Annotated in this window: 13 protein-coding genes; 4 read left to right on the forward strand and 9 right to left on the reverse strand. The window is 69.2% G+C overall.

Translation table 11 applies throughout. The features are described 5' to 3' along the window. Positions 1 to 3: 3 nt before the first annotated feature. Entirely contained in the window at positions 4 to 1,623 is a 1,620-nt protein-coding gene (locus tag DES47_RS16655; protein ID WP_133701860.1) for a rhodanese homology domain-containing protein, read from the reverse strand. Beyond that, the gene (locus tag DES47_RS16660) at positions 1,620 to 2,237 is read right to left on the reverse strand and encodes a cysteine dioxygenase family protein (RefSeq protein WP_133701861.1); all 618 of its coding nucleotides are present in this window, start codon (positions 2,235 to 2,237) and stop codon (positions 1,620 to 1,622) included. Before DES47_RS16660 ends, DES47_RS16655 begins: the two co-directional genes overlap by 4 nt. 71 nt (positions 2,238 to 2,308) lie before the next feature. On the opposite strand from DES47_RS16660, the gene DES47_RS16665 reads away from it, so the two are divergent. Continuing rightward, positions 2,309 to 4,003 carry a M14 family metallopeptidase gene (locus tag DES47_RS16665; RefSeq protein ID WP_133701862.1) on the forward strand — a complete coding sequence of 565 codons (1,695 nt, stop codon included), beginning with the start codon at positions 2,309 to 2,311 and terminating at the stop codon, positions 4,001 to 4,003. Here DES47_RS16665 and DES47_RS16670 read toward each other — a convergent pair. Next, on the reverse strand, positions 3,995 to 4,912 hold the full coding sequence (locus tag DES47_RS16670) for a LysR family transcriptional regulator (RefSeq protein ID WP_133701863.1): 918 nt from the start codon (positions 4,910 to 4,912) through the stop codon (positions 3,995 to 3,997). The two genes, DES47_RS16665 and DES47_RS16670, sit on opposite strands and share 9 nt — an antisense overlap. 106 nt (positions 4,913 to 5,018) lie before the next feature. On the opposite strand from DES47_RS16670, the gene lysA reads away from it, so the two are divergent. Next, positions 5,019 to 6,272, forward strand: coding sequence for a diaminopimelate decarboxylase (lysA, locus tag DES47_RS16675; RefSeq protein WP_133701864.1), 1,254 nt, complete (start codon positions 5,019 to 5,021; stop codon positions 6,270 to 6,272). Here the strand turns inward: lysA and DES47_RS16680 are convergent. Next, positions 6,242 to 7,075: an alpha/beta fold hydrolase gene (locus tag DES47_RS16680; protein WP_133701865.1), complete on the reverse strand. Its 834-nt coding sequence runs from the start codon at positions 7,073 to 7,075 to the stop codon at positions 6,242 to 6,244. The genes lysA and DES47_RS16680 overlap by 31 nt on opposite strands. Positions 7,076 to 7,463: 388 nt before the next feature. On the opposite strand from DES47_RS16680, the gene imuA reads away from it, so the two are divergent. Together imuA and DES47_RS16690 are read left to right on the forward strand one after the other, a co-directional pair. Then, complete coding sequence (gene imuA / locus DES47_RS16685) at positions 7,464 to 8,207, forward strand: translesion DNA synthesis-associated protein ImuA (RefSeq protein ID WP_243748339.1); 744 nt, start codon at positions 7,464 to 7,466, stop codon at positions 8,205 to 8,207. A gap of 33 nt (positions 8,208 to 8,240) precedes the next feature. Next, positions 8,241 to 9,755, forward strand: a complete 1,515-nt coding sequence (locus tag DES47_RS16690; RefSeq protein ID WP_133701866.1) for a Y-family DNA polymerase — start codon at positions 8,241 to 8,243, stop codon at positions 9,753 to 9,755. A gap of 71 nt (positions 9,756 to 9,826) precedes the next feature. Here DES47_RS16690 and DES47_RS16695 read toward each other — a convergent pair whose 3' ends face one another. The 5 genes from DES47_RS16695 to DES47_RS16715 form a co-directional block, all read right to left on the reverse strand. Continuing rightward, positions 9,827 to 10,597, reverse strand: a complete 771-nt coding sequence (locus DES47_RS16695; protein ID WP_133701867.1) for a J domain-containing protein — start codon at positions 10,595 to 10,597, stop codon at positions 9,827 to 9,829. A gap of 139 nt (positions 10,598 to 10,736) precedes the next feature. After that, positions 10,737 to 11,372 carry a glutathione transferase gene (gene yfcF / locus DES47_RS16700; protein ID WP_133701868.1) on the reverse strand — a complete coding sequence of 212 codons (636 nt, stop codon included), beginning with the start codon at positions 11,370 to 11,372 and terminating at the stop codon, positions 10,737 to 10,739. 33 nt (positions 11,373 to 11,405) lie between these two features. Then, complete coding sequence (locus DES47_RS16705) at positions 11,406 to 11,984, reverse strand: PEP-CTERM sorting domain-containing protein (protein ID WP_166652037.1); 579 nt, start codon at positions 11,982 to 11,984, stop codon at positions 11,406 to 11,408. A 25-nt stretch (positions 11,985 to 12,009) separates the two neighbouring features. After that, entirely contained in the window at positions 12,010 to 12,210 is a 201-nt protein-coding gene (locus tag DES47_RS16710) for a hypothetical protein (protein ID WP_133701870.1), read from the reverse strand. A 136-nt stretch (positions 12,211 to 12,346) separates the two neighbouring features. Next, the gene (locus DES47_RS16715) at positions 12,347 to 13,531 is read right to left on the reverse strand and encodes a pyridoxal-phosphate-dependent aminotransferase family protein (protein WP_166652038.1); all 1,185 of its coding nucleotides are present in this window, start codon (positions 13,529 to 13,531) and stop codon (positions 12,347 to 12,349) included. Positions 13,532 to 13,565: the final 34 nt, after the last annotated feature.

The following is a 13,565-nucleotide window of genomic DNA, read 5'->3' on the forward strand; positions in this document are numbered from 1 at the left end:
GGCTCAATGGGCCGCGCCGGCCAGGACCGAGAAACCATGGGTGCCATCGCGCGCCAGCTGGGCCACCAGGCCGAACTCCCAATCGAGATAGGCCTGCATCGCCTCGCGCGGGTTGCTGGTGCCTTCGTAGGGGCGGCGGTAGCGGTCGATACGCGGCGAGGCAAGGCGCGCATCACCGGCCTCGACCGTCTGCCCTTGGGCCACCCAGGCCTGCAAGCCGCCCTGCAGCCAGAACACCGGGGTCGGGATGCACGCGGCCAGATGGGCGGCGGCGAAGCGCGAGCGCAGGCCGTCCCGGCAACTGAGCACGATGCGGGCGTGGCCGGGCAGCTGCGCCAGTGCCTGGTCCAGCTGCGAGCTCAGCGCCCACCAGCTGCCAGGGATGTGCTGCTTGACATGCTCGGCGCTGGGGGCGAGGTCTATGACCAGGGTCTTGGCACCATCCTGCGCCAGCCAGTCGGCCAGCAGCGCGGCCTGGACGCGGCCGACCTCTGGCAGCTCGGGCAGCGGAGGCTGTTCGGGCCCCGCCTCATCCCAGTCGGCCGGGCCGGCGCCCTCCAGCACCCAGACCTCCCAGCCCAGCTGGGCCAGCCAGGAGGCGGTCATCGGGGCACGCACACCATCGTCATCGATCAGTACCAGGCGGGCGCCGCGCACGGCCACGTGGTGGTCGGTCTCCTGCACCAGCTGGCCACCGGGGGCGCTGGCAAAGCCGGCCAGATGGCCGGCGCGGTATTCCTCGGGCGTGCGCACGTCCAGCCAGAACACGCTGCGCTGGGCGTTCTTCAGTTCATCGCGCTGTGCCAGTGGCAGAAAGCGCGCGCCGGCGCGGCGGGCCAGGTCTTGCGCCGCACGCCGTGCCTGGGCGCGGCCGCTGTCGCTGGTGGGGCCGGCGCGGCGGTTCTGGCCATGCTCCAGGGTCTGGCCGGCCAGGGTCCAGCCTATGGTGCCGTTGCGCAGCGCCGCCACCGGATTGGGCAGGCCGGCATTGATCAGCGATTGCGCGCCGATCAGGCTGCGCGTGCGGCCGGCGCAGTTGACGATGATCAGCGTGCGCGGATCGGGGGCCAGGTCGCGCGCCCGCAGCACCAGCTCGGCCCCGGGCACGCTGATGCCGGTCGGGATGCTCATGGTCTGGTACTCGTCGAAGCGGCGCGCGTCCAGCACCACCAGATTTGCCCTGGCGTCGAGCAGGGCCTGCACCTGCTGGGCCGGCAGCGAGGGCGTGTGCACCTCGGCCTCTACCAACTCGCCAAACGCCTTGCTCGGTACATTGACGTCGCGGAACAGCTCGCCGCCGCCGGCGCTCCAGGCCGGCAGGCCGCCGTCCAGCACGGCGATGTCCAGGTAGCCCAGCGCGCGCAGCCTTGCGGCGGCCGCCGGTATCAAGGCCGCATCGAAAGCGCCCTCGCCGTAGAGCACGATCTCCACATCGCGGCGCGGCAGCCGGCTCCAGGCCTGCAGCTCGATCAGGCCCAGCGGCAGATTGGCGGCGAACAGCGGGTGCGATTGCGCATAGGGGTCTTCCTCGCGCAGGTCCAGCAGCGCGATCTCGCGGCCCTGGGCTGCCTCGCGCCAGGCCTGACGCACGTACTCGGGACTGCGAGCGGCCAGGGCGGTCATTGGCTTTCCTTGGAGCGATCCCAGATATTGGGCAGCTGCGTGTTGCTATAGCCCGAGATGAAGGGCTTGGCCGTGCCGTCTGGCATGTAGGTCGAGCGCCGCACCGCGCCGATATTGGCGCCATAGACATGGATGCTGATGGAGGTCTGGTCGGCGAGGGCATTGCTGACTTGATGCACGTCACCGATACGCGGCGACACGGCCTCGACCTGGCCGGCCTGCAGCCGCTGCGCCGGGCCCTGTGGCAAGAACTGGCCTTGCTCGCTGCGAGCGTAGGCCTGGGCGATCTCCGCCCCGCGCAGCACGCCGATCAGACCCCAGACGGTGTGGTCATGGATGGGTGTGCGCTGGCCCGGCCCCCAGACGAAGCTGACGACCGAGAAGCGCTCGGCCGAATCGGCATGCAGCAGGTACTGGCGGTAGTGCTGGGCGTCGGGACGGGCATAGGCCTCGGGCAGCCAATCGTCCTGGGCCACCAGGGCGGCCAGCAGGGTTCCACCCTCGGCCAGGATGCGGGCTTCGTCGGGTTGCTCATCGAGCACTCGGGCCAGGGCAGTGACGAAGTCGCGCAGGCGGTGCAGCTGCGATGAGGGCGGTGCGGTGATCGTGCTCATGCCCCAGTATGGCCCAGCACGCGGTGCCTTGGCGGTGGAGAATGGGGGTTCATCTTCCCTTCCTGAAGCCCATGACAGCATTGATCCAGCACCTTGTGTTGCCGTCCACACTTGACACCCTGCCGGCCCGCTTGCAGGCGCTGAGCGCCACGCGGGCCGAGGTCTGGCTGTTTGAGGACGAGCAGCAGCGGCGCAGCGCCGAGCGCGGACTGGAGCGGCTGGGAATGGACGTGCAGGTGCGCTGCGCCTACAAGCCGCTGCTGCACTTCTTTCTTGAGGAGGCCGGGCCTTTGCAGGATCTGCACGAGATCACCGTTCATGCTCCGGCCGAACTGCTGCAGCGCATCAAGGTGGATGCCTATCCCTTGGCCGGCCTGCTGGGCGAGCAAACCCGGTTGGTGTTTGTTGCCGATGCCGAAATCGCCGTCAGTCTGGATGGCTGGCGCCGGCGGGTGTTCGTGCCGCTGAATGGCGAAGGCTCGCCGATCGGCTGGCTGCGGGCCTGGCGGGGCAATGAGTTGCTGCACGACGGCCCGATGCGGACCGACTACGAGGCCGTGTTCGAACAGACGATGGCGGCCGTGCGCAGACATCCCTGGCCGGCGACGGAGCCCTATTTCGACACCCTGCAGATCGATATCGCGATGCGCGGCATCGAGCGCGCGCTGGACTATGGCGACGAGGTCATCAGCACCGCCGAGGCACTGCATGAGGACCTGTACTTCTCCATTCTTGAGCATTTCCATCGGCTCAGCGGCAGGCCGCCGGGTGACCGCACGTTGCGCCCCGGGCAGATCGTGCCCATGGTGGTGCACGGCGACGGGCCGACGATGCTCAAGGTCAGGCTGCTAAGCCATCGGGCCGATGCGCCGGTCGAGGTGGCAGCGCCGGCCCTGGAGCGCCTGGACCGGCCGCTGCACCCTGACGAGGTGAGGGCGGCGTTCGCGCCGCTGGCCGGCGAACGTTTCTCTTGCAGATCCTGGCAGGGCCGCCAGGTCCAGGGACTGCACCGCGCCGGCGGTCTGCCCGGCGTGGTGATCAGCGGTGGCCAGCATGCCAATGAAAGCTCGGGCATTGTGGCCGTGCTGCGCGCCGGAGCCGTGCTGCAGCAACGGCCCGACGCCCACTATGCGCTGGTGCCGCTCGAGAACCCTGACGGCGCAGGCCTGCACCACCTGCTGTGCCAGAGCAACCCGCGGCATATGCAGCATGCGGCCCGCTTCACCGCGCTGGGCGATGACCTGGAGGTGCGCCAGCCACCGGAGCTGGGCGAGAAGGCGGCACGCCAGGAGGCGATCACCCGCACCCGGGCCGGCCTGCACCTGAGCCTGCATGGCTATCCGGCCCATGAGTGGACGCGGCCGTTCTCGGGTTATCTGCCGCGCGGCATGCCGGACTGGGCCCTGCCCAAGGGCTTCTTCCTGATCCTGCGCCAGCACCCCGGCCATGACGGGACGGCCTTTCTGGAGGCGCTCACCGCCGGCCTGGCGCAAGACCCGGCCCTGCGTGCGTTGAACGCGCGCCAGCATGCCTTGTGGCGCGCGCACTGGGGCGAACTGCCGTTCCCGGTGTTCAACGGCATCGCCTGCCTGGTCAGCGAGGATCAGCGCTCCAAGGTGCCCTACACGCTGATCACCGAGTACCCGGACGAGACGGTCTATGGCGAAGCCTTTGTGCTGGCCCACGAGACCCTGACCCGCACCGTGCTGCTGGCCACCGAGCTTTATTGGCAGGGGTTGCTGGGACAACCTCGCCCGTCAGTCTAGCCAGGGGCGAAGGCGCTGCAGAAGCGACGCGGCCTCGGCCTGCAGCGACAGTACGAACTGGTCGACCAGCGCGTTGCCGGGCCGGCGCTCCGGCCGCACCAGGCTGACGCGGAACGGAATCGATCGCATCAGCGGCCTGATCTGCAGGTCGGGGCCCAGATACTCCAGCGCCGTCAGCGGGTTCACGACGGCCACGCCAAGGCCCTGGCGCACCATGGCGCAGACCGAGGCCGCGCTGTGCGTCTGCACCACCTGGCGCGGCAACACACCGGCCTGTGCGAACAGACCATCGAGCAGCTGGCGGTAGCCATCGCTGGGCGGGAAGCTGACCATGGCCTGGCCGGCGAAGTCGCTCAGCTCCAGCCTGGGCTTGCTCAGCAAGACATGACCCTCGGGCAGCACGCAGACCTCGTCGGCCTGCAGCAACAGGCTTTGCTGCGTGCCGGGCAGGTCCCGCTCGTGCTCGGTCAGGCCCAGGTCATGGCTTTGCGCGGCCAGTGACTGCTCCAGAAACGGCGACTCCTGTGGCGTGATGGCGATGCTGACCGCTCCATGGGCCTGGACAAAGCGGGCCATCGCCCCCGGCAGCAGCGAGTGCGAGAACACCGGCAGGCACAACACCGACAGCTGGCCGCTGGCAAAGTTCTTCAGCTGCGCTGCCACGCTGGCAATGCGCTCCAGCCCCACAAAAGAGCGCTGCACCTCGTCGAACAGGGCCAGCGCCTGGGCGGTGGGTTGCAGCCGCCCGCGCACGCGGTCGAACAGCGCCAGGCCCAGCAGGCTTTCCATGCGCGCCAGCTCGCGGCTGATCGTCGGCTGAGAGGTGAACAGGGCCTGCGCTGCGGCCGTGACGCTGCCCTGGCTCATCAGCGCGTGGAAGACCTCGATATGGCGGTGGGAGAGCGGCATGGAGGCAATCCATATCAAAAATGAATGGAATTGAGAATATAAAGCAATTTACTGAAAGTCCGTGGCGAGGCAAGATTGCGCCATTCCCGCCTTGCAAAGACCTGCCATGCCTGCCGAACTGAATCCCGAACTGCTGACCGATCTGGCCCGGACCCATGCCACGCCGCTGTGGGTGTACGACGCCGAGCTGATACGCCAGCGCATCGCCGAGCTGCGGTCCTTCGACACCATCCGGTTCGCGCAGAAGGCTTGCTCGAACACCCACATCCTGCGCCTGATGCGCGAGCAGGGCGTGCTGGTCGACTCGGTCTCGCTGGGCGAGGTCGAGCGGGCGCTGCATGCCGGCTATACCTTGGGCGGCGAGCCCTCGGAGATCGTTTTCACCGCCGACTTGCTGGACCGGCCGACGCTGGCGCGCATCGTCGAACTGAAAGTGCCGGTCAATGCCGGCTCCATCAACATGCTGCACCAGCTGGGCGCTGTGTCACCGGGCCACCGCGTCTGGCTGCGCATCAACCCGGGCTTCGGCCATGGTCACAGCCAGAAGACCAATACCGGTGGCGAGCACAGCAAGCACGGCATCTGGCATGCCGATCTGCCGCTGGCACTGGAGGCGATTGCCCAGCACGGCTTGCACCTGGTGGGCCTGCATATGCACATCGGCTCGGGCGTGGACTACAGCCATCTGTCCCAGGTCTGCGAGGCCATGGTGGCGCTGGCCGCCCGGGTGCAGAGCCTGGGCCATGACATCGAGGCGATCTCGGCCGGCGGCGGCCTGTCGATTCCTTACCGTGAGGGCGACGCGCGCATCGATGTCGCCCACTACTTCAGCCTCTGGGATGCTGCGCGGCAGAAGATCGCCGCCAGCCTGCAACACACGGTCAAGCTGGAGATAGAGCCGGGCCGCTATCTGGTGGCCGAGTCGGGCCTGCTGCTGTCCGAGGTGCGGGCGGTCAAGGACATGGGCGCCAACCACTTCGCCCTGGTGGACGCCGGCTTCAACGAGCTGGTGCGCGCGGCCATGTACGGCGGCTACCACCACATCAGCGTCGTCGCCGGCGCCGGCAACGCGCCGCTGGCCGAGCGCGCCAGCCTGGCCACCGTCGTCGCCGGCCCGTTGTGCGAGTCGGGCGATGTGTTCACGCAGGAGGAGGGCGGCGTCGTCACCCACCGCGATCTGCCCGCGCCCGCGGTCGGCGACCTGCTGGTGTTCCACGACACCGGGGCCTATGGCGCGTCGATGTCCTCCAACTACAACAGCCGCCCGCTGTGCGCCGAGCTGCTGGTCGATGGCGGCAAGACCCGCGTGATCCGCCGCCGCCAGACGATTCAGGAGCTGCTGGCGCTGGAAGACGTCTGAGGAGGCTTTGGTGTGGGCACCAGCCAGGCCGATACGGCCTCATTGAAGGCCTGGGGCTGGGCGCTCATCACCCAGTGCCCGGTCTTGAAGCCCTGCACCCGGCTGCCGGGTCTGGCGGCCAGCGCTTCGGCCCAGGCCTGCGAATGGAACATGAAGGGCTTGCGCGTGCCGTAGAGGTAGAGCATGGGGCAGGGCGGATCGATCGGCCGCGCCTTGCGGTAGCCGCCATGGCTGCCGGTCCAGGTGATGTCGTAGGGATAGTTCATGTCCGCGTGGATGTATTGCGGATCGCTGGGGCACTGCATCGCACCGGCCATATAACGCGTCATCCACGTGCCCAGCCTGCCGCCAATGCGCCAGGCCAGGGCCAGCCACAGCTGATAGCCCAGGACCATCAGCTTGGCCTTGGCACCCAGTGCGCGCACATGGGCCGGTGAACCGGCATCGCCGATGTCCACGGCGATCACCCGCGCCACCAGCTCCGGGTGCCGCATCAGCAACTGGTAGCCGAACACGCAGCCCCAGTCGTGCAGCATCAGCACCACCGGCCGCCCGGGGCTGACCTGCTCGATGATGCGTTTGAACAGCGCAATCATCTCCTCGAGCCCGCAGGCTCTGCGCGGCTGGGCGGCGTCGAAGCCCGGCAGGGTGAAGCGCACACAGCGGTGGCTGGCCCGCAGATGGGCGACCTGGGCGTCCCACAGGCGGTAGGTGTCGGGCCAACCATGGATCATGACCAGGGCGTCCTCCCCTTGGCCCTCGACAAAAACATCAACTCCCTCGATCTGGAATGTGGGGCTCATGCGGCGCCTTGAAGTGTTAGGTGCGTGATCTTAGGCGAGGCATGCCCAGGCATGGTCCGTCCGGTCCGTCGAGATATGCATGATCGGCCGACTGACTCATTCCGACCATGGAGCTGACCACGGGGCTGCGCGAAAGGATGTTGGCTTGGTGAATCCGGGCGAATTGAGGTACCCCAGAGCAGCCGCTCACCAGTGCCAGCAAATCGCCGACTCCGGCCAGCTGAGCCGCAGTGCGAGCTGATCTCGGCGCGGCCGGACCGTGCAATTTGTCCTTGCATAAAATACTGTACAAAAATACAGTATCAACATGCCCGCAGTCCCTGCCCAACTTGCTTTCGGTGTTGCCGCCAATCCCCCGCCTCTCCCTGCGGGGCTGCTGCATGGGCCTGTGCCGGGCAGGGACCTGCAGGAACTGCATCCCGGCCTGTGGCGGGCGCACCAGCTGACTCGGGCGTCCGGCGTGGCCTGGCCCAGCGGTTTTGCCGCGCTGGACGCCCAGTTGCCGGGCGGCGGCTGGCCGCAAGGCGTGTTGAGCGAGCTGCTGCTGGCCCAGGCCGGCATCGGCGAGCTGCGCCTGCTGGCCCCCACGCTGGCGGCGGTGGCGGCCGGCGGCAAGCTGCTGATGCTGTTCGATCCACCGGCCCGGCTGTCGGCGCGGGCGCTGGACGGCCTGGGGCTGCGGGCGCAGCAGCTGCTGATCATCCCGGGTCAGCTGCGCGCCAGTGCCGATCTGCTGTGGGCGCTGGAGCAGACCTTGAAGAGCGGCCATGCCGGTGCGGTGCTGGCCTGGTTGCCCGAGCGCCTGCATGCTGACGCGCTGCGCCGATTGCAGCTGGCCGCGGCCCAGCATGAGGGCCCGGCCTTTTTGCTGCGCGAATGGACGGCCCAGCAGCGGCCCAGCCCGGCGCCGCTGCGCCTGAGCCTGCGTGCCGGCGGGCCCGACTGCCTGGCCGTGCAGGTGCTGAAGCGCCGCGGCCCGCGCCTGGCCGAGGCGCTGCTGCTGGAGCTGCCACCGGTGCTGCTGCCCCAGCAGCGGGCCCGGGCGCTGGCGCCGCGGCAGCGTGGGGTGCTGGCGCCAGCGAGCACGGCACTGCCTGAAGCGGTGTCCGGTGCTGTGTCCGGTGCGGCCTGAGCATGCGCCGGCCGCTGACTCCCTGTTCCCGCCATGTTGTGGATCGCCCTTCATCTGCCCCATCTGTCGCTGCAAGCCTTTGCCTCGACCTTGACGGGCGAGCTGTGCCAGGGGCCGGTGGCCTTGGTCGACAACCACCTGATCAGCGATGTCAATGCGGCGGCCCTGCGCCTGGGCGTCAAGCCCGGTTTGAAGCGCAACACCGCCCTGTCGCTGGCGCCCCGGCTGACCCTGGGCGAGGCCGACGCCCGGCGCGATGTGCAGGCCCGGCAGGCGCTCGTCCATGCGGCGCTGGCCTTCACGCCCTCGGTCACGCTGGAGGGGCTGGACGTGCTGCTGGAGGTGCGCAGCAGCCTGCGCTATTTCGGCGGCCTGGCCTGCCTGTTGCAGCGGCTGGAGCAGGCCTTGCTGCCGCTGCAACAGGGCGTGGGGCCGGTGCAGATCGCTTGCGCGCCCACCGCGCTGGGCGCGGCCTATCTGGCGCGCTGGCGCGATGATCTGCGGCAGGGCGCCCATGTCGAAGACCCGCGGGCCCTGGCCCAGCTGCTGAACCGCGGCCCGGTCACCTTGCTCGGGCCGGCACAGGCCCATTGGGACGATCTTCAGGGCATGGGCCTGCGCTGCATTGCCGATCTGCGCCAGCTGCCGCGGGCCGGCCTGGCCCGGCGCTTCGGCCCGCAGCTGCTGGCCGATCTGGACAGCGCCCTGGGCACCCGGCCCGACCCGCGCGACTGGGAGCTGCTGCCCAAGGTGTTCGAGCAGCGGCTGGAGCTGTTTGCCCGCGCCGACAGCACCGAGCAGGTGCTGCAGGGCGCGGCCCTGTTGCTGGCGCAGCTGGTGGTCTGGGCCCGGGCCGGCCATGGCCGGGTGCAGCGCTTCGAGCTGCAGATGCTGCACGAGGCGCGTCACCGCGCGGATGGGCCCAGCCACACCGTCGTCGAGGTGGCGCTGGCCCAGGCCTCGGCCGATGCCGCTCATCTACAGCTGCTGCTGCGCGAGCGCCTGGGCCGGGCCACGCTGGCCGCGCCGACCCTGGAGCTGCGCCTGCGCTGCAACGATCTGGTGCTGGGCGCGCCACCGAACGAGGAGCTTTTTCCGACCCGGCAGAGCCAGCAGGAGGGCATGCTGCGGCTGATCGAGCGGCTGCAGGCCAGGTTGGGGCGTGAGCGGGTCTTGCAGCTGCGGCCGCAGGCCGATCACCGGCCCGAGTGTGCGTCGCGGCTGAGCCCATGGGAGCCGCCGACCTCGCAGCGCCGGGTGGAGGAGGCTTCGCCGCCGACCGGTCTGGCCCAGCCGGCCTGGTTGCTGCCCGAGCCGCAGCCGCTGACCGAACGCGATGCCTGCCCGGTGCTGGAGGGTCAGGTCTTGCAGCTGCTGAGCGGGCCCGAGCGCATCGAGTCCGGCTGGTGGGACGGCGCCGGCGTGGCCCGCGACTACTACATCGCCATGCGTCCCGGCGGCGCCCTGGTCTGGGTGTTCCGCGGCCGGCTGGCGCTGCCGGTGGCCGGCAAGCATTCGGGGTGGTTTCTGCAGGGCAGATTTGCCTGAAGTTGTAGCCCGGATGGAATCCGGGGCCGCAGCTCAGGTCCGTCAAAACCCCGGATTGCATCCGGGCTACGTCAGCGCTGCGTCACTGCCTGCAGTTCACGGCGCCGCTCGGCAATTTGTCCGCGCAGGCGCTCGGCCATCACGCCCAGCGGGTCCAGCCCCAGGGTCTCGGCGTCGGCGACCACCCGCCACAGCCTGTGCATCGGATTGGCGCGCAGCTCCTTGAGACGCGATTGCACATAGCGCTCGCGCTGCTGCAGCTGCTGCTCGCGCTGCTGCACCCACAGCAGGCGGGCGGACAGCGGGTCGCTGCTGACCTGCTGCGGGTCCTCGCCCGACTGCACCAGCAGCCGCTCTATCGTGTAGCGGTCGCCCTGGGCATAGGCCAGGTTCACCTGGCTCATCGCGTGGTTGAGGATGTTGCGCTCGACCTCGCTGCGCGCCCGGTCGGGGTGCAGGCGCATCGCCGCACGGCGGTACAGCAGCTTGAAGTCCGGCGGGCCGGCCAGCGCCACCGGCGGCTTGGGCTCGGGCTCGGGCGGCGGCAGATTGCCGAAGTCGGGCAGGCCGAAGCCGGTCTCGGGCGCCGGGCCGAAGCCTTCGCCGCCCTCGGCCTGCAGCAGGCGCTGCAAGGCTTCGCTGAGCTGCAGCTCCAGCGCGTCAAGCTCAGTGTACAGCGGGGTCAGTTCTTGCGCGTAGCGGACGATGAAGCGCTTCAGGCCCTTCAGCAGCACGGTCAACTCGGCTTCCAGGCCCTGCAATTGCAGCTGCAGGGCGGCCATCGCGCCCTGGCGCCGGCCCAGCTCCATGGCCGGCGGCAATGACTTGGTGGTGTTCAACATGCGCAGCGGGGCGGGTCCGGGTCGTGAATGCAAGCATCAGGCGATGCAATGCGAAACTGTAGCGCGACTGGGCCGTCAGAACGGGCGGAGATGGGGGATTTTTGCGTGCCAGCCCCGCATCCATGGGTGCTAGTTTTCCCTAGGTGCGGGACTGCCCGACCCACTGCTGCACCGAGGGCCGCTGCCACTGCCGCTGCGCATAGCTTTTCAGCCGCTCGGGCAGGGCGTCGCCATTGAGTGCCAGCCGGTTCAGCATCAGGGCCAGATCGGTGTCGGCCAGGCACCAGGCACCGAACAGATGCTCGGCGCCCGGCGTCAGCAGGCCTTCGGCGACCCGTATCAGCTTGTCGGCGGCGGCCTGGCCCTCGGCGCTCAGTGGCGCGGGGTTGGGCCTGAAGAAGATCACCTCGGTGGTGCGTTCACTGCGCAGGGCCAGGAGATCGCTGCGCAGCCAGGCCTGGACCTGGCGGGCGAGGGCGCGCTGCTGCAGATCGGCCGGGTAGACCCGAGCATGGCCCGGCGCCGGATAGAGGTCTTCCAGATACTCGGTGATGGCGCTGGACTCGGACAGCGTGAAGTCCCCCTGCACCAGTGTCGGCACTCGGCTGGTGCGCGATTGCCGGCGGAAGGCCAGGCTGTGCTGCTGGCCGGCCTCCAGGTTCACCGTTTCCAGCTCGAAGGCCAGGCCCTTCTCCTGCAGCGCGATGAAGGCCGACATCGCGTAGGGGCTGGTGAACAGGCTGTCGACGATCAGTGTGAACGGGGCAGAGGGCACGATGGGTCTCCGGGCAGGGTTGAAAGTCCCAGTCTAGAGCCTGTCGGCCCGCATCCGCCGGCGCACCAGGCCGCCTATGCCGATCAGCCCGACCAGCAGCAGGGACTGGCTGGCCGGCTCGGGCACTGCCGTGACCGCGATCAGCTCGTGGGTGCGCGAGCTGATGCCCAGGTCGATGTCGGCCACCTCGCCGGCGATCGAATAGGTGGGCCACTGGAGGCTGGTGAACTGATAGCCCAGCACGCTGTTCGCGTTCTTGCCGGGCGGCAGCAGGGTGCCGACGAAGCCGCCGAAGTTGCTGGCCATGCCGCCGGGCACGTCGCCGCCAATCTGGCTGGCACCGATGCGGTACTCCAGCCCGTTCAGATCGGACAGGCCGTGGCTGAAGGCCGGCACGGCGTAGTTGCCGGAAAAGCTGAGCGAGAAGTCAGTGATTTCATATCCGTACAGCCAGCCATCGGCGTCCAGATCCTCGCCGGCAAAGCTGCCGCTGATGGTGGCGCCGCCGGCGTAGCCGCCCTGGCTGAACAGATAGGTGGTGGCGTGGGCCGGGGCGTGGGCGATGCAGGCGGCGGTCAGGGCACCGGCCAAGGTCAGGAGAGGGTGCTTCATGGCGGCTTCCTTGTGAAGTGATCGTTCATTGGCCGTCATAGCGGCGGTAGCGCTCGACCAGCTTGTCGGCCAGTTGCGGGTCTTTGGGGTTGAGTCCGGCGCGGTCCAGCGCGCTTGCACAACCGCTGAGGGTGAGCGTGAAGAACGCCGACAGCAGGGCCATGGCGCTGACCGCCCAGTAGGAGAGGGCGTGCCGGGTGCGGGTGGGGGTGATTGTTTGGTTCATGGTGTGCTCCGTTGAGAGCGACACCCAACCATCAGGCAACGCTCAAGCCTGAAGTGTGCTGATCTGCCCCCCGCGCGGCATCGCCCGGACGGGCCATGGCCCGTGCCGCAATGGGCTATCGCGGAAGCAGCGTTGCCTAGCCCTTGGCCAGGCAGGCCACCGCGCGGGCCACGCCGTCGCGGCCGAACGGGATGCCCTGCACCGTCAGCGCCGCCTCGACGCCGGCCAGGCAGCCCAGCACCATGGCCGCATTCAGATCGCCCAGATGGCCGATGCGGAACACCCTGCCCGTCAGCGGGCCCAGGCCTCCGGCAATCGACACCTGGAAGCGCTCGCGGGCCAGCGCACGCAGGGCATCCACATCGATGCCGGGCGCCACCTGCACAGCGGTGACCGAGACCGAGCGCTGCTCGGGCACCTGCGCGAAGAAGCTCAGCGCCCCGGCCGTGGCCCAGCCCTCGACGGTGGCATGGACGGCGCGGGCCAGCAGCGCATGGCGGGCATGGACCTGGCCCAGTCCCTCCTGAAAGACCAGGCCGAGTGCCGCCTCCAGCCCCATCAGCAGATTTTGCGGTGGCGTGCCGCAGAACTTGCGGTAGGGCAGTTCGCTGTCGCGCAAGCGCCAGTCCCAGTAGAAGCGCGGTGCCGGGTTGCGCGCGGCCATCTCCATGGCCGCTTGATCGACCGCCACAAAGCCCAGGCCCGGCGGCAGCATCAGCCCCTTTTGCGACGCGCCGACGGCGACGTTGACGCCCAGGGCATCCATCTCGAACGGCGCCGCGCCCAGCGAGGCCACCACATCGGCCACCAGCAGGGCAGGGTGGCCGGCCGCATCCAATGCTGCGCGCAGCGGTGCCAGCTCGCTGGTGATGCCGCTGGCGGTGTCGGTGTGGACGACGAACAGCGCCTTGATCTGGTGCTCGCGGTCATCGCGCAGCGCCTGCTCGACGGCGGCCACGTCGATCGCCCGGCCCTCGATCCAGGGCGTGCGCTGCACGCGCCGGCCCAGCGCCTCGGTCTGCAGCGCCCAGGAGTCGGAAAAATGCCCGGTGCCGGCAATCAGCACCAGTTCGCCCGGTGCGATCAGGTTCTCGACCAGCACCTCCCAGGCGCCATGGCCATTGCCGGCATAGATGAAGGGCTTGGCGCTGGCTGTGCCGAGCAGCCGCTGCAGGCCTGCTTCGCAGGCGGCAATGCAGCGTGTCAGCCGCGGGTCGGCCATGTCCATCGGTTGGCGGCGCATCGCATCCAGCACCTCGTCGGGCACATGGGTGGGGCCGGGGGAGTGCAGAAAGCGTCGTCCGGGGATGCGGGTGTCCATGGCAGCTCTTTCAATGGGGTGGCCCAGAATAGAG

Source organism: Roseateles toxinivorans (assembly GCF_004362525.1).
In the GTDB taxonomy this organism is placed as follows: Bacteria; Pseudomonadota; Gammaproteobacteria; order Burkholderiales; family Burkholderiaceae_C; genus Paucibacter; species Paucibacter toxinivorans.

Bases quoted from the DNA above. Each gene is read 5' to 3' on its own strand.
- DES47_RS16655 (WP_133701860.1), bottom strand. From the start codon at position 1,623: ATGACCGCCCTGGCCGCTCGCAGTCCCGAGTACGTGCGTCAGGCCTGG.
- DES47_RS16660 (WP_133701861.1), bottom strand. From the start codon at position 2,237: ATGAGCACGATCACCGCACCGCCCTCATCGCAGCTGCACCGCCTGCGC.
- DES47_RS16665 (WP_133701862.1), top strand. From the start codon at position 2,309: ATGACAGCATTGATCCAGCACCTTGTGTTGCCGTCCACACTTGACACC.
- DES47_RS16670 (WP_133701863.1), bottom strand. From the start codon at position 4,912: ATGCCGCTCTCCCACCGCCATATCGAGGTCTTCCACGCGCTGATGAGC.
- lysA (WP_133701864.1), top strand. From the start codon at position 5,019: ATGCCTGCCGAACTGAATCCCGAACTGCTGACCGATCTGGCCCGGACC.
- DES47_RS16680 (WP_133701865.1), bottom strand. From the start codon at position 7,075: ATGAGCCCCACATTCCAGATCGAGGGAGTTGATGTTTTTGTCGAGGGC.
- DES47_RS16690 (WP_133701866.1), top strand. From the start codon at position 8,241: ATGTTGTGGATCGCCCTTCATCTGCCCCATCTGTCGCTGCAAGCCTTT.
- DES47_RS16695 (WP_133701867.1), bottom strand. From the start codon at position 10,597: ATGTTGAACACCACCAAGTCATTGCCGCCGGCCATGGAGCTGGGCCGG.
- DES47_RS16705 (WP_166652037.1), bottom strand. From the start codon at position 11,984: ATGAAGCACCCTCTCCTGACCTTGGCCGGTGCCCTGACCGCCGCCTGC.
- DES47_RS16710 (WP_133701870.1), bottom strand. From the start codon at position 12,210: ATGAACCAAACAATCACCCCCACCCGCACCCGGCACGCCCTCTCCTAC.
- DES47_RS16715 (WP_166652038.1), bottom strand. From the start codon at position 13,531: ATGGACACCCGCATCCCCGGACGACGCTTTCTGCACTCCCCCGGCCCC.